The following is a 21,060-nucleotide window of genomic DNA, read 5'->3' on the forward strand; positions in this document are numbered from 1 at the left end:
TGAAATACGCGGTTAGCGGTCGAAGAAATTCTGCCAAGTCTTCTCGCCAATAAGGCAGTCCGTTGTAGGCTGGTTCGTCGCAATTTTTCGGACCCGTGCTGGCGGTTCGAGCTCGCTGATTTCCCAGATCAGCTTCCTGCGGACGGCAACGGCAAAATCCTCGATCTTATGGACAGGCAAGACGAACGAGCCCGGGCCGCCGATCACGCAGTCGCCGTAATATTTGTCGAGTCCCTCGGGCACATCGGATGGTCGCAGCATGATGGCCAGTCCGTTGATGACGATGCCCGCCTCCAGAGCCGCATCCCGTGCAGGTGTGACGGGATCGCCGGAATTGTTGGGACCATCACCGGAAACGTCGATCACCTCGCGATGACCCTTGTAGGGGCTCGCGGCAAGCATCGATGCGCCTTGAACGATCGCTGCGGATATGGATGTACGGCGCTGGGTAGCAATCGGCCGCGCTTCCAGTTTGTCGGCAAAATCCAGCGCATCTTTTTCCGTCTCGATCACCTGCCAGTCGATGACGGAACCGGGCACGACATAGCCGGCCCATTCGAAATAGCTAACAGCGATCCGCCCGGTCAGGCCTCCTTTCACGGCGTCGAGGAACTCCTTGTGCCGCAACGCCTCTACATAGCCCTCGCGCTGGATGCGGACCTCTTCGTAATCCATCGAGCGGGACGTATCGACGGCTAGCACCAGCTCGACATCGACTTCGTTTTGGCCTGATAGCGCGATCGTGGCGGCAGCGCCGGACAGGCTCGCGAGCATCGCAAGTGTTGTCAGCATCATCACTTCCCATCACTGCGTTATGCCGAGAACTCTAACATAATAGCTTGGCGCGACGGCGAGTGCTGCCAGAGTGCATCCTGTCAATTTTCGGTGATGGTGGGTGCAATCGAACGAACGGGCAGCATTTGAAGAGTCGTGTCTTCGCGATCAGCTTCACCACTTGTGAAGAACTCACAGCCATTCTGCGGGACACTTGGCGATTCGCCCAGCAATGACGGAGATAGCATGCCGCTTCTGCAGTTTCCCGCCGACCGACGCACAGCCGATATCAGGCGCTGCGCCGAGGCCCTTCAGAACCTTCACGGCGAGGCCGCCAACCGCTTCTGGCGGTCGGAGATGGCCGGGTTCGCGGCCAATTTAAGAGAACAGGGCTGCAGCGATCACGAACTCTCGCGGCAGGCCGCCCTGTTCATGGATGCGGTACAGATGGAGCTTCAGGTCGTCTACGCCGCAGCGGCAGAGCGATAGAAAAAGCATTATTTGGGGAAGCGGTTGTAGAAGGATTGCGGGTCGTAAACGCACTCGTAATCGAGCACGCACATTTCCCCGTTGGCTGCGCGCAGTCTGGCCACGCTGTATTTATCGCCCAACCGGCATCGTGCAGGCGGATATCGGAAGCTTCGGCCTCCGATGCCCATGCGAACAAAAACGGCCTTTTTCTGCTGGATAATCTGCGCGAGCTCGCGGCAAGAATGGTCGCGCGCATTGACCTCCACGGCGTCGAGAGCAGAGGCAGCCGTGGGGAGCAAGAGGGCAACCGCTAAAATCAAACTTCTCATAAGACCTCCTGATGCGGGCGGGTTACCAGCAACGCTTGCGGCTTCAATCGCAACAGCAGCGCTGATGTCGCGCGATAAAGATGGGATTTGGGCGGATGACAAACCAGATCGATCCATCCACATTGAAGACGTACTGGCTTCAGATCTTGCCGCGCGTGGCAAAGACCAGCGTCTTCAATTGCTCCTCGTCATGCACGCCCTGACGGTAGAGTTCGATGATGATCGCGGCCGAACGGGCCACATCTTCGTCGTCATCGGCAAGCCCGAACTCGACCTTCAGCACATCCAGCACATTCTGGCATGTGGCGAGGTCATCCGATGTCAGCGCTTCGTCTCGAGGTTTGATGTAACGGTTGATCATGATGCACTCGCTTGTTGGGTCTGACATTTCCCATAACAGACGTTATTATCGCGCTTCGATCGACAGCGACAGATATCCGGCGTCGAAGCCGGCGATCTTCTGCAGCTTGTCCCAGTCGAGAATGGTAATCACCCTCCCCTCCCAGGTGAAAGCCTTTTCCTTCCTCAGCGATTGCAGCGTCTTGTTGAGGTGAACCAGCGAAACGCCGAGAACATCAGCCATGGCATTCTGCGTCAGCGGTAGCTGGAAGCTTGACCCGTTCGTCCTGCGCACCGTGCGCAACCGGACATAGAGGTCGCAGATAAGATGGGCGATATGCGCCTTCTTTGAACGGCGGCCCATGGTAACAATCCATTCGCGGTGCACCGCCCCGTCGACCAGAGTATCGAGCCATAGCAGGCGTGTCAGATGCGGATTGGTCTCGGTTATCGCCTTCAGCTCCTGGTGATCCACCGAAGCAACACGGCAATTTGAAATTGCGATAATGCCGTGGTCCATCACCTTCAGCGGAAAGGCATGAAGATCGACGAAATCGCCGGCGACCTGCAATGCAGTGATCTGCCGGGTGCCGTCTTCCAGAACCTTATATCTGGCTGCAAACCCATCGAGGAGCAGCGTGGAATGATTGGGCCGGCTTCCTTCGGAGACGAGGTCTTCGCCTGCTGCCACGGACCTTTCGCGGCCGACGATGGAGCGTAGGAGCTCGATCTCCGCCGTAGAGAGCACATCATGACTTTCGAGATTGAGGAGGAGAGGCTCGATCACGAACGGCTCTCCCTGTTTCGGGCGAAAGCTGAAAAATGATGACTTCCTAACAAAATAGGCGAATGGAACAATTTGGACGGCCGGCACTTCATGATGAAATATTCTAATAGTGTGAGCAGATGGCCCGATACTTTTTTGACCTTCACAATGGTGACGGCCCGATCCGGGACAATGAGGGAACGGAACTTGCTTCGCGAGCCGAGGTGCTCAGGGAGATGGCACGAATCCTGGTCGATATCGCACGTGATGAACTGCCAGCCGGAGAGAGAACCATCATATCGTTGACGGTCCGGTCCGAACAGCGGCCCATATCCGTCGCGAGTCTCGCTTTTTCGAACGAATGGCTGGATTGATTCCACCCCAAGCGAAGCCGGGTGGCCGGTAAATAATTGATCGAACGTGACAAACTCGTGCCCCCTGACATGACATGCAAGACCGTGCATGCGGCGGGACCATAGCTGGCAGTCTATTTGCCAGCATTTAAATTTGACACAACCGGGCTGTCGCTTCGAGATGTCTGCGGAACGGCTTGGCATGTCCTTCGACCGAACGCGGTGGACTGGATTATCTCCCGCGGCGCACCAAGATTTGAGAGGTTATTCTCGGATGCCGCCGACCTTGTGTACGGCAAGGCCGAGCTCAAGAGGGAAGGTTGATGTCTGCGACTTGCTTCACCGCGGAGCGATGGATTCGACCGCCGGCACCGCACCGTTCGGCAGCACATAGACCGAGCGCGGATGCTTCAATCCCGTCGCCAGCACACCTTGATCTGCAGGCCATGGGCGACCTTCGGCGTGTCGCCTCCGTCCATCCATGCGGCGTTTTGACCGGAACCGAAGCCGATGATCCGGCGTTGGTTTCAGGTTTTCAAAATGAAAGACATTGCCGTGCCCCAGAACCAGCGCGCCGCCGCCGGGCAAGATCAGCCCTCCGATCCCGCAAGAGACGAAGCCCCGACCAAGGAGGTCGAAAAGAACACGGAAGCCGAGAAGCGCCCTTCCGTGATCCGCCGCCATCCAATGGCGACCCTGCTCATCGTTCTCGCGCTGATTGTTCTTGCTGTCGCCGGCTATTTCATCTGGCTCATCTATTTCCATCCCTATGAGACGACGGACGACGCCTTCGTCGATGCTCGCAGCTTCTCCGTCGCCGCCAAAGTGTCAGGCTACGTCGCGGACGTTCCTGTCTCCGATAACAAGCATGTCGACGCCGGCGCAGTCATCGCCAAGATCGATCCTCGCGACTACCAGATCGCACTGGATCAGGCGCACGGCCAGGACGATGTCGCAAAGGCAGCGATTTCCAGCGCCGAAGCGCAGATTGCCGCCGCAGCCGCAGCGATCGACGAGGCCAAGGCGCAGCAGACCTCGGCAGAAGCCGCCCTTCAGTATGCGCAGGACGAAAACGACCGGCAGCAGCAACTGGTGAAAAGCGGCGCCGGCTCAGAGCAGGCCGCACAGCAGGCAGCGTCCACGTTGAGGCAGGACAGGGCGAGTACCGCTCAGGCGCAGGCAAGCGTCACCTCGGCCATCAAGAACAAGGCAGCCGCCGAAGCACAACGAGCAAGCGCCGTCGCCAGTCTGCATCAGGCGGAAGCTGAGGTCGAAGCGGCCGAACAGAACCTCAGCTACACGACGATCACGGCGGCGCAGCCCGGCCGTGTCGTAAAGCTCAGCGGCTCGAAAGGGCAATATGTCCAGGCTGGACAGGCAGTCTCCATGTTCGTGCCCGACGAGATCTGGGTGACGGCCAATTTCAAGGAAACCCAGCTGACGGACATGCGGCCGGGCCAACCTGTCGATGTGACGATCGACGCCTATCCGGATCATGTCCTTCGTGGCCGGGTCGATTCCGTCCAGCCCGGATCGGGCACCGCCTTTTCACTGCTTCCAGCTGAAAACGCCACCGGCAACTATGTGAAGGTCATACAGCGTGTGCCGGTCAAGATCGTCGTCGACAACTGGCCGAAGGATGTGGCGATCGGTCCCGGCATGTCCGTAGTGCCGACGGTAACCGTGCGTCCGAGGAACTGACATGAGTGATGCCATAACAGCGGATGGCACGCCGGCATCCGGTGCCAGGGTTGCCAATCCGTGGCTGATCGCGCTGGTCGTTTCGCTCGCGACCTTCATGGAGGTCCTGGATACGACGATTGCCAATGTGGCACTGCGCTACATCTCCGGCGGTCTTGCCGTCAGCGCCGACGAAGCTTCATGGGTCGTCACGACCTATCTCGTTTCCAACGCCATCATTCTCGTCGCCAGCAGCTTCATTGCCAAACGTTACGGGAGACGACGCTTCTACCTTCTGTGCCTTGCGACCTTCACCATTGCCTCTCTCTGCTGCGGCCTTGCGTGGAACCTGGAATCCCTGCTGATTTTCCGCATGATCCAGGGTTTTGCGGGCGGCGGCATGGTGCCGATCTCCCAATCGATCCTCGCCGATTCCTTCCCGCCATCGAAGCGCAGCCAGGCTTTTGCCCTGTTCGGCGTCGCCGTGGTCGTCGCTCCCGTGGTCGGCCCGACGCTCGGCGGCTACCTCTCTGACAATTTCTCCTGGCACTGGTGCTTCCTGATCAACGGACCGGTCGGCCTTTTCGCCTTCATCCTCGTCTACTTTCTCGTGGACGAACCGGATTCACTGCGCCAGGAACGCGCACGGATGCGCCGGCAAGGCGTGCGTTTCGATATTGTCGGCTTCCTGCTGGTCGCGACCTTTCTGGGCGCACTCGAACTGGTTCTCGACCGTGGCCAGACGGAAGACTGGTTCGGCTCGAACTTCATCATTGCCGCCACGGCAATCTGCATCGCAGCTTTTCTTCTTGCGATCCCATGGCTGATGAAAACGGCCAATCCTGTCGTCGACTTGCGCTTGCTGGCAGGCCGACAATTCGGTTCCTGTTTCATCGTCATGCTGGCGACGGGCGCGATCCTGATCGCCACGACCCAGTTCATCCCGCAGGTCCTGCAACAGAATTTCGGTTATACGGCGACCTGGGCTGGCCTTGCGCTTTCGCCCGGCGGCCTGGTAACGATGTTCATGATGTTCGTGGCGGGACGGATCTCCAACAAGTTCCAGCCGAAATATCTGATCGCCATCGGCACGGCTATCATTGCAGCCGCCATGTATGACATGACGCGGCTCAATGCCGATCTGAACTTCGGCTTTTTCGTCTGGTCGCGCATCTATCTCGGCCTCGGCCTGCCGCTGATCTTCATCCCGATGACTGCAGCCTCCTATGATGGCCTGAGGCCCGACCAGACAGACCAGGCATCGGCCCTCATCAATGCAGCGCGAAACACTGGTGGTTCGATCGGCGTTGCGATCGCCTCAAACGTGCTCGCCCACCGGGAACAGTGGCATCAGAGCCGGCTGGTCGAGCACATCATCCCCTCCGATCCCACCTACAACCACACCCTGCAGGGCGCGACCCAGTATTTTGCCCATAGAGGAACTGGAGCGATCGATGCCCAATCGCAGGCTATGGCCTGGATCGGCCAGCAGGTGCAGACCCAGGCGAGCTATCTCGCCTATATCGACGTTTTCCACACACTGATGTGGCTATCGCTCGCAGTTCTGCCGCTCGCCTTCATCCTGCGCAAGATCGACCTTGGTGAGGGTTCGGGCCATCAGGGCGGACACTGATCTGCCTGGTGTCAGCAACTTCTTGTATATCCCCTAATCTGGGGGTTCATTCGAATCGTTGCATGTACTATGTTTGCGACGTGATGTTCACACGAGACAGGTACTGATGACCCCAGAAATGTCCGGCTTTGAATGCACCCGCGGCAATGCCGTTTCCGGCAAGCTCAAGCTTTCAAGCAAACTGCCCTACTTTATCGTCGCAGGACTTGCTGTGGCCGTATGGGCAAACTCCGACGAACGACCGCACGATACAGAGGTGGCAGCCAAGCAAGCGGCGCCGGCTTCGCTCGCTCGATAAGCACGACAATAGCTCGGCCGACGATAATGGCGGCCGAGAATATGGCAATCAGATCTATCCCTGATAAGTCATGGTCGCGCGGTGTCCCGCATTAGGCTGCTGCGGGAACCAATCAGTTCGAAACCAGATCTCAAATTCTGACGCCGCTCGTCTCGTCAAAGAGATGTACCTGCGTCGGATCGACGGTGACGCCGATCGCCTGGCCCGGCTGAACCGATCCCCTGCCCGTTTCGACGATCGTCATTTCGGGTGTCGTCGCAGCAGTGATGAAGGTCGAGGAACCCGTGGATTCGACGACCGCGACTGGCACGTCAAAGCTCCCCTGCCCCTGATTGGTGATGCCGATATGCTCCGGACGGATGCCGGCGGTGACCCTGCGACCTGGCTGGATCTGATGGTCGATGGCGATCTGTGGCCTGAGCGCGCCGAGATCGAGCGTCAGGCTTTTTCCATCCTCGCCGCCAATCGCCGGAATGAAGTTCATCGCGGGCGAGCCGATAAAACCGGCAACGAATTTGTTGGCAGGCTTGTCGTAAAGGTCGAGCGGCCTGCCCTGCTGCTCGATGATACCATCGCGCATGACGACGACATGATCGGCCATGGTCATCGCCTCGATCTGGTCATGCGTCACATAAACCGACGTCGCATGCAGACGATCGTGCAGCGCGCGGATCTCCTTGCGCATATGGACGCGCAGGGCCGCATCGAGATTGGATAGCGGCTCATCGAAGAGGAAAGCCTTCGGGTGGCGGATGATGGCGCGGCTCATGGCGACGCGCTGGCGCTGGCCGCCGGAGAGCTCACGCGGATAGCGCTTCAGCAGATGCGAAAGGCCTGTGGTTGCCGCGACCTCCTCGGCTGCCTTCTTCGCCTCCGCCTTTGCAACGCCACGCATGCGCAGGCTGTAGGTGAGGTTTTCCTCAACGGTCATATGCGGATAGAGCGCATAGGACTGGAATACCATGGCGACATCGCGTTTACGCGGCGGCACTCCGTTCATCAGCTCGCCGGCAATCTTCAGGCTGCCATCGGAAATGGTTTCCAGCCCGGCGAGCGAACGCAGCAGGGTCGACTTGCCGCAGCCGGAAGGGCCAACGAGCGCGACGAAAGTGCCCTTGGCGATGGACAGGTCGATATTCTTCAGGGCATGGAAGGCGCCGTAGTGTTTGTTGACGCCGGCAAGCTCGATCTGAGGGGTCATTTGAGGGCTCCCGAGGTGAGGCCGGATACGATGCGGCGCTGCAAAAGAACGAAGATGGCAAGGATCGGCGTCACATACATCGTGGCGTAGGCCATGATGTTGTTCCATTCATTGGTGTTCGGTCCCATGAAGGAATTGAGCCCGACGCTCGCCGGCTGAAGCTCGGCCGCCTGGATCATCGACTTGGAATAGACGAACTCACCAAAGGCCTGCATGAAGATGAGAATGGCGCTAACCAGAATGCCGTTGCGGGCAAGCGGCAGCACGATGTTGAAGAAGGCGCCGACACGTGAATTGCCGTCGACGAGGGCAGCCTCTTCGAGCTCCATCGGAACCGCCATGAAGGTGGCCCTCACCAGCACCACGAAGAACGGCATGCTCTTTGCGGCAATGGCGATGATGACGGCAAGCCTTGGATAGTTCAGCATGCCGATCTGAGAGAAGCCGACGAAGATCGGCGTGATCATCAGCGAAGCCGGCAGAACCTGCAGCATGAGGATCAGGAAGAGGCCGATATCCACCCAGACATTGCGATAGCGCGCCAGCACATAGGAACAGCCAACTCCGAGCACGGTGATGATGACGACCGCGCCGATCGCAATCACCAGCGAGTTCCAGAGATAGAGCCCCATGCTCCGGCTTTCCCAGACATAGGCGTAGGTGCTCCATTGCGGCGAGGCCGGCCAGAAGCTCGGGGGTGTGGCGAACATCTCCGAGCCGCTTTTCAGCGCGGTGATGTACATCCAATAGAGCGGGAAAAGATAGATCGCCGCCATGATGATGGCGATCACGAGCATCAAGCGATTGCGTGCAGTCTCGCTCATCCGCGCACCTCATGGCGGGTTGAGCGGACGTAGACGACAGAGGCGAACATCACGAAGACGATCATGATGACGGAAATGGTCGCGCCCTTGGCGAAATCATATTGGCGGAAAGACAAATCCCAGGCCCAGTATTGCGTGACGTTGGAGGAGTTGTTCGGCCCGCCTGAAGTGATGGCGGCAAAGAGATCGAACTGCTGCAGCGTGAAGATCAGGCCGAGCGCGATGATGGCGCCGATTGTCGAGCGCATCATCGGCAGCGTGATCGTCCAGAAGCGCTGCCAGGCCGTGGCGCCATCAAGTTCGGCAGCCTCGTAGAGATCGCCTGGAATGCCGGAGAGACCGACGGACAGCAGGATCATATTGAAGGACGTGCCGAGCCAGATATTGGCGATGATGACGGCGTAGAGCGAATAATGCGGGTCCGAGCGCCAGAAGATGTTGCCGGAGATGATGCCGCTTTCCTTCAGGATGAAGTTCAGCACGCCGAAATCGCCCGAGAGGATCCAGTTCCAGATCGCACCGACGACAAGGCCGGGCATGACCCAGGAGACGAGGAAGAGACCGCGCAGCCAGGATGCGCCGGGGAAATTGACCCAGAAGAACAGCGCCAGGCCGAAGCCGATCAGGAACTGGCCGGCGATCGAGCCGACGACGAAGATCGCCGTATTGTAGAGGATCGGCAGCGTTTCCGGCTGCGCGAAAAGATCCGTGTAATTCTTGAGGCCCACCCAGGGGCGCGAGAAGGTGCCGAGGCTGAACATGTCAACCTCCTGGAAGCTCATCACCACGTTGTAGATGAGCGGTAGACCTGCCATCAGAAACAGAAAGCCAAGCGGAAAGGCGACAAGCACGATATCAAAACCGCGGCCATCTCTGACGCTGGAAAGGATCCTTCTCATGGGTCCTCCGATGCTCCGAACGGGGCTGCCTGGCGCTTTCGCGGGAGACAGCCCCTGCCGGGAGGAAAAGGGTGGGATGGCCGGTGGCCATCCGGTGATGCGGATATTAGCCGAGCACTGCCTTGATCTTGTCGGCAGCCTGATCAAGCGCGTCCTTCGGGCTCATCTGGCCGGTGAGTGCAGCCTGGATGGCGTCCTGGATCGCCTTGGAGATCTTCGGCCACTGCGGATGCGGACCGCGGGGCTTGGCGTATTTCAGCTGCTCGAGGAAGACCTTGAGGGCAGCATCCTTCAGCGGCTGGCCGGTTTCCGGGATGGAGATGTCGGAACGGGCCGGCAGCTGGCCGAAGTTCTTGAACATCTTGTCGTCCTGCGAGGCGAAATATTCGAGTGCCTTGAAGGCTTCAGCCGGATGCTTGCTGGTCGAGAAGATCGCCCAGTTGAAGTCGCCCATTGCCGAAGAGCGCTCTGCACCTTCCTTCGGAACCGGCAGCAGCGTTACGCCCCAATCGAACTTGGCTTCCTGAACCATGCGGTCCAGCTCCCAGGGACCGGAGATCACCATGGCGGCATTGCCGGAATTGAACGTGCCGGTCGAATCCCACTGGCCGCGGGTCAGCGTATCAGGCGAGGCAAGCTTCTCGTCCATGATCGTCTTCCAGACTTCGAGCGCCTTGACCGCACCATCGGCATTGATGTGCTCGTAGCTGCCGCCGCCCATCTGCGCCCAGGGCAGGAACTGGAAGGTGCCTTCCTCATTTGCCTTTGCCGAGAAGGCAAGACCATAGACGTTCTTGGCCGGATCGGTCAGCTTGCGAGCATCCTCGACAAGTTCGTCCCAGGTCTGCGGCGGCTTGTTCGGATCGAGGCCCTTCGCCTTGAACATGTCCTTGTTGTAGTAGAGCGCGATCGTGTTCGTCGCCTTCGGCACGCCGAAATATTTGCCGTCCCACTCGACCGACTTCAGTGGTCCGGGGAAATAGTTCTCAGGCTTGATGACCTTCGAATTCTTGATCATGTCGGTGATATCGAGGAAGGCACCGCGAGACGAAAACAGCGCATGCTCAGGATTGTCGACGGCGATGATATCGGGCGCCTGGCCGGTGGCATAGGCGCGCATCGCTTCGGTGACGACGTCATCGAACTGGATCAGGCGATATTCGATGGTGATGCCGTTATGCTGGTCGTTGAATTCCTTGACCAGGTTCGGCGCCGGTTGGGTGTCCTTGTCCAGCGACCAGAGCGTCAGCTTGACGTCTTCCGCCTTGGCAGACAGGCCGAAGAGCGAGACGCCTGCGAGCGCCAGCGCGCCCAGAATTACGGATTTACGGATAGCCATGATTCTCCTCCTTTGTGGTTATCCATTAAAGTGGCCGGCGATTTCCTCCACGCCGACCATATTCACTCACACCGGATCGACGACGAAATCGCCGCCCCGGGCATGTTTCAGATGGTTCAGTGCATAGACCTGACCGGTCATTTCCAGGGCGTCGCGATAGACCGGGTCATGCCAGCCTTCGATATCGATGGAGCCGGACCAGCCGGCAAGCCGCAGTTCGGAAATGATGTCTGTCCAGTTGCTGTCGCCGAAGCCCGGCGTGCGCATGAAGACGAACTTTTCCTTGCCGAAGATGCCGTGTTCCTTGATCACATCCCAGCGGATGGTCGCATCCTTGCCGTGGACATGGAAGATCTTGCTCGCCCATTTGCGGATCTGTGGCAGCGGCTCAATCAGATAGACCATCTGATGGCACGGCTCCCATTCCAGGCCGATATTGTCGTCGGGCGTCGCGTTGAAGATCAGCTCCCAGGCATCGGGATTATGGGCAATATTCCAGTCGCCGGTCGCCCAGTTGCCATCCATTGCGCAATTTTCGAAGGCGATCTTGATCCCCTTGTCGGCGGCGCGCTTGGCGAGTTCGCTCCAGACCTGCTTGTAACGCGGCAGGCTCTCAGTCAGCGGCTTGTTGCGGATACGACCGGTGAAGCCGGCAACGCAAGTGGCGCCGAAGTGATGAGCGTTGTCGATGCAGTCCTTCCAGCCCTGCAGCGTCTGCAGGTCTATCTCGGTTTCTTCGAGCGGATTGCCGAACATGCCGAGTGTTGAAATCGTGATGTCGCGATCGCCGATCGCCTCCACGCTGCGCTTACCGAGTTCGGCGAGATTCTGGCCGTTGGTGGTCTGCCAGAAGAAGGGCTCGAAGCTTTCGAAACCCATATCGGCGATCTGGGCAATGCGCTTGTCGGCGCCGCCCTTGGAGGCGCTGACCATGGTACCGATGCGAATGGCTTTGGCGGGGTTGCTCACGTCATCTATCCTTATGCTCAAATTTCAACCCGACGCCCCGTCTTGGCACTCTCGATCGCGCCGAAGACCATGGCGAGGCTTCTGATATTGTCGGAACTGACTGTCTCCGGCCGCTTGCCGGTGCGGATCGCCTCGACGAAGCTGGCGATTACGCTGGCATGACCGTGGGTTTCTTCAGCACGCTCAGGTGCGGGAACCTCGACGGATGAAAAACCATGAAGCAGACCGGGCTCGTTGCCTGAAACGGCGGCCTTGAAGCCATCCTCACCGTCCCAGGTCAGCATGCCCTTTGAGCCGACGATCCGCCATTGGCTTTCCCAGCTCGTGCGTTCGCCTTCGGCACACCAGGAGCCGCGATAGGTGAAGACCACATCATCAGAGAATTCGAAGGTGGCATTGGCCGAGGCGCCGTGCCGGTACCAGGACCCTTTGGGGTTACGCTCAACACAGTAGACGGCGAGCGGCTTCTTGCCGGCCACGTAGCGGGCGGCATCGAAAGTGTGGATCGCCATGTCGAGCAGTAGGACATTGTCCATCTCTTCACGGAAGCCGCCAAAATGGGGAGCGATGAAGAAGTCACAATGAATGCCGGTCAGTTCGCCGATTGCACCGCTTTCGACGAAGCGACGCAGGCGGCGCACACCGGAAATGAAGCGACGGTTCTGAATGATCGCATGGATCTTGCCAGTTTCGGCGGCGAGATCGATGAGTGCTGCGCCTTCGGCAAGCGAAGTCGCCATTGGCTTTTCGCTCAGCACGTGGCAACCGGCCTTCATTGCCGTTGACACGACATTGAAACGTGCGGTCGGGACAACGACGTCCAAGACGATATCCGCCTTGGTTTCGGCGATGACGGCAGCGAGATCAGTGCCGACGCGAGCCGTGCTCAAGCCGAACTCCTCGGCAAGTTTTTCGGCAGCAGCGGGATTGACGTCGACGAGGCCGACGACCTCGATTGCCTCGGCAAGATCAGGCGTTTCCTTGATAGCACGCAGCCAGCCTTTAGACATAGCTCCGCACCCGCACAGAACGGCATTCAATTTCACGATTTCCTCCAGCGGTGCGCTTCAGATTCCTCCCGAAACGCCTTCCGTAAACGTTTACGATACTAAGCGGAAACGTTTGCTGCTGTCAATGCCAGCGCATTTCGACAAAATGCTGCGAAAAATCGCAATGCGAACGGGCGCTTAGGCAAAACCTTCGGCAATGCAGCAACAAGATTTTTTTCGGAGCGTGCAAAAATACATCCCGCCTCCATGGCAAATGCTTTCCGTAAACGTTTTCCCATGGCAATAAGATGAGATGATCGCATCGGAAGAAAGATCGCTCAGATGAAGGGTATCCGCCAGCTCGCAGAACATCTCGATATATCGATCGGGACGGTTTCGCGTGCGCTGAACGGCAAGGCCGATGTCAACGAGGAGACACGCAAGCGGGTGCTGGCTGCCGCCGAAGAATTCGGTTACGTCGCCAATCAATCCGGCCGCAGCCTTCGTCAGGGAACGACCAACGTCATCGGCCTGATGATTAAATCCAGCAAGGAGACGGTCGAAAACAGCGACAACTTCTTCCTCGGCGTCACCGGCGGGCTACAGAGCGTGCTCTCGCGACATAAGCTCGATCTCGTCATGCTCCCCTGCCCCAGCGACGAAGACCCCTACGAATATCTGAAGCGCATGGTGGCGCGCCGTGTCGTCGATGCCATGATTATCTCTGCAACTCAACGCATCGACAAACGTATCGATCTGCTCATCAAAACGAAAATTCCCTTCGTCGCACTCGGTCGCAGCTCTTCCGGCGGCGGTAACTTCACCTGGATCGACCTTGATTTCGAAGGCGTCGCGACCTGCGCCGTCGATCGGCTCGTGGCCAAGGGGCATCGCCGCATCGCGATTGCCGCACCGTCAGGCGAAATCAATCTCGGCTATGTCTTCGTGGACGCCTATCGAAAAGCTCTGGAAAAGCATGGGATCGAATATGATCCGGAGCTTGTGATCCGCGTAAAATCAAGCGAACAGGGAGGCTTCCAGGCTGGCGACGAGTTGCTGCTGATAGAAGACAGACCGACGGCGATCATCCTGATCTACGAACTGATGGCGATCGGCCTCTATCGCCGCCTGGTCGAAGCTGGCATCGTTCCGGGCCGCGATCTCGCCGTCATCGGCTTTCGCGAGGAGCCTCGCGCCAAGTTCCTGCAGCCGACGCTCACCTGCTTCCGCATGTCGCTACGCGACCTTGGTGCAGCGCTCGCCGAAACCTTACTTTCCAGTATGCCTGCCTATTCGGAGATCCACCCCAGTGGTGCGCGCAATCGGATCTGGCCGCTGGAGCTTGTGCCCGGGGAAAGTGATGCTTTTTTCAGAGAACCTGAAATGTGACGCAAGGTGCGTCACTCTATCCATGTTCTCAATAAGAGACGAACGACTCCGCTCAAAACCACTTATGCCGCCGGTTTCGTCTGCGCCGGCAGATTTCAATCAAAGTTCGTACCATACCCGCGGGTTGTCGCCCGACTGGATCATCAGCCAGCGAAGATCCGTATCCTTCCAGCCCTTGATCGCGTTTGAGCGGTTGTCGAGCACCAGATCGCCTTGATCGGTCTTAACGACGAGAACAGCGTGGCCTTCGCCATAGGGCGTCTTGGCAACGGCGATACGTAGCGCCTTCGGCGACCACCCCATGGCGATGAGATGATCACGCTTTGTCAGCGCAAAATCCTCGCAGTCACCGGATTTCACATTCACCTGCCAAACGTCTCCCTGATCAGAGCGGTCATTGACCGGGCGGATCGAGCGGTTGACCGAAGCATTGACCGATCGAAGCTGCTTGCTTGCGAACGCGCTCAGCGAAACTTCCGAAGCTCCGCCGCGTGCCGCGCATTCGTTGGGATTTCGAGCGCAGAACATCACATGCGCGAAAGGTGCTGTCGTTCGGCGCTTTTCAGAAATATAGCTGAATGTCGGCGCTGTCTTCAATCCGCGGGCAATACCGCCGGGACCGGCCGCCTGCGCGGTCTGAACCGCAAACAGAGATGCAAGCGTCACCGCCGTAATCAGTGCGTGCTTAAACATTTTCTTACCCCGTTTCGACGACCGCTACACGGTCAAATGCCCATGCCGGTTGATCCGGCTTTTGATCCTTGGTCGAAGTTCTCTTCAGCTCCAGCCAATGACGGGAAACATACGGAGAGAGCATTCTCGATCCTTTTAAATCGTTCCCGACAATTTTAACGAACTGCGTTTTTTCGAAGCGATCGAATGTGCCGCCACCAATTTTGGGGCGATTGTCGCACCAGAATTGGGCAGGGTTGCAAAAGTCGCGGAATTCTTGCAGAGACAAGCACAGCGGCGCCGGAGGGGCGGCCGACCTTTCAAAGTTTGGCCGCGGCTGTGACGGATAGATTGAAGACCATACTTGCCGGCCTCTACAGCACGGTGGTGCTGGCTGCTGTCATTCCATTCGGTCTGGTCGATGCGACGCCTTTCGCGGCCGTCGCGATCTGCATGTTCGCGCTGAGCGTTGCGGCACTCCTGCTTTTCGGTGAGCCCCGACGTGCTCACTGGGTCTTCGTATGGGTGCTGCTTCTCTTTATCGTTACCTCGGCCTGGATCGTCATCCAGACCATCCGCATCCCGTGGCCATCTCTCATCAATCCGATCTGGAAGGATGCAAACGCGCTCGCCGGTGCCTCGAGAGACACTATATCAGTTGCGCCGGCCGACACGCTCACTTCGCTTCTGTATATAGCGCTGCCTGTCATGACGTTTTTGACCGGCCTCATCGTTGCAGATACGGACAAGCGGGCGCGCCGTATCCTGATGGTGCTTGCTGTTGGCGCAGGTATGATCTCGCTCTTCGGTCTTGGCCAGTTCCTGCTGTTTCCGAAGATGTTGCTGACTGAAAGCAAGCGCTATTATCTCGACAGCCTCACTGCAGTCTTCGTCAACCGCAACACGGCAGCGACCTTCCTGGGGCTGAGTTTTCTGATACTTGCGACATTTGCTTCGGAAAATGGCCGCGCCTATTTCGGCTTTTCATCCGCGCCATCAGGCAGTTTCAAAGAGGGCATCGGCTTCTGGCTTTTTGCCGGCCTCGGCCTCTCTTGCCTGACCGCGCTAATGCTCACCCAGTCCCGTGCCGGACTGGTCGCAACAGGCCTTGGCTCGATCTTCTACCTCCCCTATCTCGCCCGACAGTGGAAGGGCAGACGCTCCAGGCTGCTTCCTCAAGCGGGCAGCTCTGTGACCCGAAATTGGTTAACGGCAGCCAGTGCGATCGCCCTTATTCTCGTTTTCGCCGCTATTTTCGGCGGCAGAGCCATCCTGCGTGCAGACCAGCGAGGCACCGATGACGATCGCTTTTGCGTCTGGTCCGATACGATACACGCCCTCTCGCAGAACTGGCTGCAGGGAACTGGATTCGGCACATTCCGCACGGTTTTTTCAGCCTCTCGAACGCCCGATTGCGGAATTGGCGGCATTGTCGACAGGGCGCACAGCTCCTACCTCGAGGGCTTTCTGACACTGGGAATAATATTCCCTATCGTCGTCTGCCTGATCTTCTTTGTGCTCATGCGCGCCTTCTGGAGCGGTTATCAGGCTCGCCGTCGGCTCAGACATTACTCAATTTTGGGTTGCTCAGGCACTTTGTTGACGGCGGTTCATTCCGCCGTCGACTTTTCGATTCAGATACCCGGTTTTGCCGTATTCTTCACCGCATTTCTCGCGACGACTATCTCCATTTGCTGCGGGCGCGAAGAAAGGGTCAGTGAAAACAAGAAGGACCTGCCATCCGGCGTGAGAATCGAGCGCCCAGCGGAGATCCCTTGGAATATGACGATTTAAAGGCCAACTGCACATAAAATCGCCACTAAAGAAGATCAGAATATTCGTTTGAGTTGTATGCGAATTACCACAGAATCTTAACGTATCAACTCTCTCTAATTTACCATAACTGGAACAAACCATGTTGCCCTATTGCCACAATAACCTTCTGTTAGGTATGCAGTATCTGACAAAGTCCGATATTTACTTGTCATTTAAGTTGCCACCGGGCTAAACGGTGCTAGTGCTATTACCAAGTAGGGTCACGATGGGCATTCCTGTAACTCGACGCGGCAGCATCATTGTATCGATGCTGATCGCGCTTTCCAGCTGCACTTCTCTCCCTAGGTCCGGTCCGGACCATACGGATATCGACCGCGATGCAGCAATTAAGGTCACGACACCCGAGCGCAAGGTTGGAATCGACTATGTTCTGATCGATCTCAACAAGGGGATTCTGCCCTATTTCGACAAGATCCCGTCAAGCACTCTGCGGGGTGGGTTCGGCGGTGGCCGCGGGGGCGCTCCGGACATCCCGCTCGGCTTCGGCGATGTCGTGCAGGTTTCAATTTTCGAAGCTCAGTCCGGCGGTCTCTTCATCCCGTCCGACGCAGGCAGCCGTCCGGGTAACTACATCACTCTGCCTCAGCAGACGATCGACAAGGCCGGCACGATCAGCATTCCCTATGCAGGTCGCGTTCCCGCTGCCGGCCGCATGAAGGAAGAAGTCGAACAGGATATCGAAGACAAGCTGGCGAGCCGTGCGATCGAGCCTCAGGTCGTTCTCACGACCATTACGAGCCGCTCTTCGGAAGTGGCGGTCGTCGGCGACGTCAATGATCCGCAAAAGATCGTTCTCTCGCCGGCCGGTGATCGCATTCTCGATGCGATTTCCCAGGCAGGTGGCCTTACGACCCCGAATATCGAGACCAACGTCACGCTGCAGCGTCGCGCTAAAACGGCAACCATCGCTTACGAAACTCTGCTGAAGAACCCGTCCGAAAACATCTACCTTGCGCCGGGCGACACGGTTTCGGTCGAGCACGAGCGCCGCACATTCATCGCACTTGGCGCCTCCGGCACCAACAACCGCATCGACTTCGAGGATTCGAACCTGACCCTTGGCGAAGCCATGGCAAAGGCCGGCGGCCTCCTCGATAGTCGGGCCGATCCGCGCGAAGTCGTGGTCTATCGAAAGGTCGACCGCAGCACTCTTCAACGCCTGAATATCGATACCAGCCGCTTTAAGAGCGACCAGGTGCCGGTCATCTTCCGGGCAAACCTGCGCGATCCGGCGACCCTTTTCGCAGTTCAGGAGTTCCGTATGGCGGACAAGGACGTCATGTATATCTCCAACGCACACACTGTTGAGCTCGTGAAGTTCCTCGACATTCTGAACTCGGTTACCTCCACGGTCAGGGGCGTTTCTAACGATGCCCTCGATACTCGCGACGCAGTCCAAGATCTTGGAAATTAAATATATTAAACGATACTTCGAGCACCTGACATTGAACGGACTGGTGCTCATCGGAGCTTATGTTATAAGCTCCGTTATCTTTGGAGGCTGGGAATGGCAAAAGCAGGGAAGAATACATTGAAAGGTACGGCTGTCTTCGCATTAGGCACCCTTTGCTTCGCGACGTCGTCCTTTGCAGGCAACTGCTTTTCGGGTCCGGGCGCGGCAAGCGGCTCGCAGATGGACGCCTTCAACGCGACGCCGGCAAGCATTCTCACGGGCAATCCGTCCGACAGCGTGCTCACTGGCTCGGTTCGCGATCTTGCAGCAACCGAAACGAACGTCACGGCAATGCTGCTGACGCTGGCAGCCAACCCAGCAACAACGGATGCTCAAAGAGCAGCTATCGGCGCCGGCCTTGGGCGCGCAGTCAACGTTTGCCGTCCGCAGCATTCCGATCTCGCCGACGAGATTGCGGCAGCTGTCGCAGCGGCAATTGTCAGCAACCCGGCGCTCGGTAGCTTCCGTACAGCATTTGAAGCTTCACTGACCAACCAGACCGCTGTTGCAGCACTCGGCGGCGCGGGCGCAGGCCCTGCAGGTGGCGGCGATATCAGCGGTCCTGGTGCATCGGGTTTGGGTGGACCGGCTGATGGCGCGGATGCCGGCGGCACCACCCAGAGCGGGGGCTCGCTCCAGACGAACGCCTCAGGCGTGGGCTCGCTCCAGACGGGCGCCTCAGGTGGCGGCAATTTTACGATTATCATCAACAATTCTGTCAGCGGCAGCATCTAGTCCGCTTCCAAAATTCACGTAATGCTATCAGAGAGGCCGTTCGGCCTCTCCTCTCCTTTCAACATTTAAAGAAAAGCTCCTATCTCGCGCGAGCCATTGCCGGCAGTGGAGCTGATCGTTCCTGCAGTAGGTCGGACCGATAGGACATGTCTCAGCGCGCCAAGGCAAGCGGACAAACGCGGCGAAGGGCCACGGCCCCGGTTGCGCTGTCACTTCCCTCTCCCCTATCTATCCTCTTTAGTCTGACGGCCATCGCATTGCTGGCCTTCGCCGTTACCGATATCAGGCAGTCAGCGCGCTTTGCTGATATTTTTCTCGTGGCGGAAAGACTTGAACAATCCGGACAGATCAGCCCTGAAACGGTCGCCCGGACGGCAGCCAACACCGATATAATCGTCTCCGGCGACTATTGCCGCTCGGATATCGTCATGGCAGGCACGACACTCGTGCTGAACAGGCTGGACACGGCCAACGAGATCACCGGCTACGACGCCTGGGCCAAGGCTGCAGACGACGCCGAGCGGTACATACGCCACGCCGTCTCCTGCTTGCCAACCGACAGCAATCTCTGGCTCAGGCTTGCCATCGTTCGTGCCGTAATCGCCCAAGAGCCAAAGTCAATTGCCCGGCTGATGACGATGTCAGCCCGGCTCGCGCCCGCCGACGAACTCGCCCTTCTCGCCCGTGTCTATTTCTGGAACCATCTGAACGTAGCAACGCTTGAAAATGCGCGAACAACGGTCGAAAGCGATGTCAGCCTTCTCCTGAAGCTTGGAGATTCACGGAAAGTCGCGCCGGCACTAACCAGAATCAGCGCTGCCCTGCTGCCCTATGTGAAGCAGGCCTCCAAACAATTGCCAGCCAACAAGAAGGGCTCACTCACCTGGTTCGGCTTCAATCCTGACAAACTGCCGTAGGGCAAGCCGCCGCTTCAATTCAGCAAGACCGCTTGACGGTTCACGATGCGCAACACAGTCAACCTACCCGTGGCGAACGCGCCGGTGTCGATGGCGATGCGCCCATTACCAAAAAACGGTTGAGCAACAGGCGTATGACCATGCACCACAAGCAAAGGCAGCTCGGGGCCTCGCGTCAGAAAGGGTTCGCGAATCCAGAATAGATCACGGTCTCGTTGCTCAGGCAGAGCAATACCCGGCCTGATCCCGGCATGCACGAAAACGATATCTCCCACAGTGAGCATTGACGGCATTTCAGCCAATAATTTTCTGTGGTGAGCTGGTACGGCATCGTTGATTGCACGCTCGACCGCCCCATTGTCGCCATGCTTCAGCAGATAGGCGACGTCGATCCCGTATGATTTCAGCGTTTCCGAGCCAGCGAAGCGATACCAGCTCGGAAGCAAATCCGGCTCCTCCAGCAATCGCAGAAACGCGTCGTCGTGATTACCGCACAAGGCGACTTGCTTAATATTGGCAGGGGTTGGCTTGCTAAGGTGCTCAAGGACATCTTTAGAGGATATGCCGCGGTCTACATAATCTCCAAGCATTACTATTAATGCGGTGCCTGTATATCTCGAAAAGTCATCGAATATCTTCTGCTTTGCTTCAAGAAGCTTGCTGTGGCAACCATGCACGTCGCCGATAGCGTAGATAGCAGAGAAATCAGCCGGATCGAAATGGAGCCTTTGCCGGGTTTGTTCGCGAACCGCCGGCAGCGTCCTGCCTTTACCTATCAGCTTCTGAAACACCCCAAATAAAGTTGGCTTTATAAAGCTTTGATGGCGCTTCACGTGGGAATTCGACATTCTATTTTGATCCTCGAGACCTCGTACCGTAGTTGGAGCTTACTGCGTGCATAAAACAGCCTCACAACTTCCGCAGATTGTAGATGCAGGTTAACGAATAGTTAAAGTAGATTCGCCACATTGGAAGAGATAACAACAATATACGCCAGCCTAACACTATCGATATCCACGATTATCCTGCGAACGACCTCGACATATCTCCAGAATGGCTTAACAATGACTACGGACTACAGGCTTCCACTGAGAACGGAATCGATCACCCATCCATCAATACATGCCTAGTCTACATGCAGACAGTGAGAAAAAGCTAAATTCCTCTCATAAAATTCAGACAAGTTGGGGTGTC

General features: G+C 57.7%; 23 protein-coding genes. 10 read left to right on the forward strand and 13 right to left on the reverse strand.

Annotated features, from left to right (window positions below; all coding sequences use genetic code 11):
- Positions 1-12 precede the first annotated feature (12 nt).
- A complete protein-coding gene (locus ACR9ZQ_RS34965; protein ID WP_310390532.1) occupies positions 13-792 on the reverse strand; it encodes a DUF1194 domain-containing protein in 780 nt (259 codons plus the stop codon).
- A 228-nt stretch (positions 793-1,020) separates the two neighbouring features.
- Between ACR9ZQ_RS34965 and ACR9ZQ_RS34970 the strand changes: the two genes are divergently transcribed.
- A complete protein-coding gene (locus ACR9ZQ_RS34970; protein ID WP_025668238.1) occupies positions 1,021-1,263 on the forward strand; it encodes a DUF6074 family protein in 243 nt (80 codons plus the stop codon).
- Positions 1,264-1,271: 8 nt separating this feature from the next.
- On the opposite strand, the gene ACR9ZQ_RS34975 is transcribed toward ACR9ZQ_RS34970, so the two are convergent.
- The 3 genes from ACR9ZQ_RS34975 to ACR9ZQ_RS34985 form a co-directional block, all read right to left on the reverse strand.
- Positions 1,272-1,574, reverse strand: a complete 303-nt coding sequence (locus ACR9ZQ_RS34975; protein WP_310390521.1) for a hypothetical protein — start codon at positions 1,572-1,574, stop codon at positions 1,272-1,274.
- A gap of 139 nt (positions 1,575-1,713) precedes the next feature.
- Positions 1,714-1,935 (reverse strand): hypothetical protein, encoded by a 222-nt coding sequence (locus ACR9ZQ_RS34980; RefSeq protein WP_310390520.1) that lies wholly within the window; start codon positions 1,933-1,935, stop codon positions 1,714-1,716.
- Positions 1,936-1,980: 45 nt separating this feature from the next.
- Positions 1,981-2,700: a Crp/Fnr family transcriptional regulator gene (locus tag ACR9ZQ_RS34985; protein ID WP_481430052.1), complete on the reverse strand. Its 720-nt coding sequence runs from the start codon at positions 2,698-2,700 to the stop codon at positions 1,981-1,983.
- Positions 2,701-2,819: 119 nt separating this feature from the next.
- Here ACR9ZQ_RS34985 and ACR9ZQ_RS34990 point away from each other — a divergent pair, with 119 nt between their 5' ends.
- The 4 genes from ACR9ZQ_RS34990 to ACR9ZQ_RS35005 all read left to right on the forward strand — a co-directional run bounded on the left by ACR9ZQ_RS34990 (position 2,820) and on the right by ACR9ZQ_RS35005 (position 6,643).
- On the forward strand, positions 2,820-3,053 hold the full coding sequence (locus ACR9ZQ_RS34990; protein ID WP_310390518.1) for a DUF6894 family protein: 234 nt from the start codon (positions 2,820-2,822) through the stop codon (positions 3,051-3,053).
- A 519-nt stretch (positions 3,054-3,572) separates the two neighbouring features.
- Positions 3,573-4,733: an HlyD family secretion protein gene (locus ACR9ZQ_RS34995; protein WP_405049805.1), complete on the forward strand. Its 1,161-nt coding sequence runs from the start codon at positions 3,573-3,575 to the stop codon at positions 4,731-4,733.
- 1 nt (position 4,734) lies between these two features.
- Entirely contained in the window at positions 4,735-6,345 is a 1,611-nt protein-coding gene (locus tag ACR9ZQ_RS35000; RefSeq protein WP_310390517.1) for a DHA2 family efflux MFS transporter permease subunit, read from the forward strand.
- Between the two features lie 106 nt (positions 6,346-6,451).
- A complete protein-coding gene (locus ACR9ZQ_RS35005; protein ID WP_192730951.1) occupies positions 6,452-6,643 on the forward strand; it encodes a hypothetical protein in 192 nt (63 codons plus the stop codon).
- A gap of 130 nt (positions 6,644-6,773) precedes the next feature.
- Here the strand turns inward: ACR9ZQ_RS35005 and ACR9ZQ_RS35010 are convergent, their stop codons facing one another.
- From ACR9ZQ_RS35010 to ACR9ZQ_RS35035, 6 genes are all read right to left on the reverse strand, one after another.
- Positions 6,774-7,844 carry an ABC transporter ATP-binding protein gene (locus ACR9ZQ_RS35010; RefSeq protein WP_481430053.1) on the reverse strand — a complete coding sequence of 357 codons (1,071 nt, stop codon included), beginning with the start codon at positions 7,842-7,844 and terminating at the stop codon, positions 6,774-6,776.
- Positions 7,841-8,668 carry a carbohydrate ABC transporter permease gene (locus ACR9ZQ_RS35015; protein WP_481430054.1) on the reverse strand — a complete coding sequence of 276 codons (828 nt, stop codon included), beginning with the start codon at positions 8,666-8,668 and terminating at the stop codon, positions 7,841-7,843. The genes ACR9ZQ_RS35010 and ACR9ZQ_RS35015 overlap by 4 nt, the downstream gene beginning before the upstream one ends.
- On the reverse strand, positions 8,665-9,567 hold the full coding sequence (locus tag ACR9ZQ_RS35020; protein ID WP_310390514.1) for a carbohydrate ABC transporter permease: 903 nt from the start codon (positions 9,565-9,567) through the stop codon (positions 8,665-8,667). The genes ACR9ZQ_RS35015 and ACR9ZQ_RS35020 overlap by 4 nt, the downstream gene beginning before the upstream one ends.
- A 106-nt stretch (positions 9,568-9,673) precedes the next feature.
- Positions 9,674-10,906, reverse strand: a complete 1,233-nt coding sequence (locus ACR9ZQ_RS35025) for an ABC transporter substrate-binding protein (protein ID WP_310390513.1) — start codon at positions 10,904-10,906, stop codon at positions 9,674-9,676.
- A gap of 66 nt (positions 10,907-10,972) precedes the next feature.
- Positions 10,973-11,875, reverse strand: coding sequence for a sugar phosphate isomerase/epimerase family protein (locus ACR9ZQ_RS35030; protein WP_310390512.1), 903 nt, complete (start codon positions 11,873-11,875; stop codon positions 10,973-10,975).
- Between the two features lie 17 nt (positions 11,876-11,892).
- On the reverse strand, positions 11,893-12,921 hold the full coding sequence (locus tag ACR9ZQ_RS35035; protein ID WP_310390511.1) for a Gfo/Idh/MocA family protein: 1,029 nt from the start codon (positions 12,919-12,921) through the stop codon (positions 11,893-11,895).
- Between the two features lie 285 nt (positions 12,922-13,206).
- Between ACR9ZQ_RS35035 and ACR9ZQ_RS35040 the strand changes: the two genes are divergently transcribed.
- Entirely contained in the window at positions 13,207-14,253 is a 1,047-nt protein-coding gene (locus ACR9ZQ_RS35040; protein ID WP_481430055.1) for a substrate-binding domain-containing protein, read from the forward strand.
- A 99-nt stretch (positions 14,254-14,352) separates the two neighbouring features.
- Here the strand turns inward: ACR9ZQ_RS35040 and ACR9ZQ_RS35045 are convergent, their stop codons facing one another.
- A complete protein-coding gene (locus ACR9ZQ_RS35045) occupies positions 14,353-14,946 on the reverse strand; it encodes a transglutaminase-like cysteine peptidase (protein WP_481430056.1) in 594 nt (197 codons plus the stop codon).
- A 4-nt stretch (positions 14,947-14,950) separates the two neighbouring features.
- Positions 14,951-15,214 (reverse strand): hypothetical protein, encoded by a 264-nt coding sequence (locus ACR9ZQ_RS35050; RefSeq protein ID WP_481431025.1) that lies wholly within the window; start codon positions 15,212-15,214, stop codon positions 14,951-14,953.
- Here ACR9ZQ_RS35050 and ACR9ZQ_RS35055 point away from each other — a divergent pair.
- The 4 genes from ACR9ZQ_RS35055 to ACR9ZQ_RS35070 all read left to right on the forward strand — a co-directional run bounded on the left by ACR9ZQ_RS35055 (position 15,133) and on the right by ACR9ZQ_RS35070 (position 19,866).
- Complete coding sequence (locus ACR9ZQ_RS35055) at positions 15,133-16,719, forward strand: O-antigen ligase family protein (protein ID WP_481430057.1); 1,587 nt, start codon at positions 15,133-15,135, stop codon at positions 16,717-16,719. The two genes, ACR9ZQ_RS35050 and ACR9ZQ_RS35055, sit on opposite strands and share 82 nt — an antisense overlap.
- Positions 16,720-16,966: 247 nt before the next feature.
- Positions 16,967-18,175, forward strand: a complete 1,209-nt coding sequence (locus ACR9ZQ_RS35060) for a polysaccharide biosynthesis/export family protein (protein WP_481430058.1) — start codon at positions 16,967-16,969, stop codon at positions 18,173-18,175.
- 93 nt (positions 18,176-18,268) lie between these two features.
- Positions 18,269-18,949, forward strand: coding sequence for a hypothetical protein (locus tag ACR9ZQ_RS35065; RefSeq protein ID WP_481430059.1), 681 nt, complete (start codon positions 18,269-18,271; stop codon positions 18,947-18,949).
- A 146-nt stretch (positions 18,950-19,095) separates the two neighbouring features.
- Entirely contained in the window at positions 19,096-19,866 is a 771-nt protein-coding gene (locus tag ACR9ZQ_RS35070) for a hypothetical protein (RefSeq protein WP_481430060.1), read from the forward strand.
- Positions 19,867-19,880: 14 nt separating this feature from the next.
- Here ACR9ZQ_RS35070 and ACR9ZQ_RS35075 read toward each other — a convergent pair whose 3' ends face one another.
- Complete coding sequence (locus ACR9ZQ_RS35075; protein ID WP_481430061.1) at positions 19,881-20,714, reverse strand: metallophosphoesterase family protein; 834 nt, start codon at positions 20,712-20,714, stop codon at positions 19,881-19,883.
- Between the last annotated feature and the right edge of the window lie 346 nt (positions 20,715-21,060).

It is taken from the genome of Rhizobium sp. KNZ14-9A (assembly GCF_056755015.1).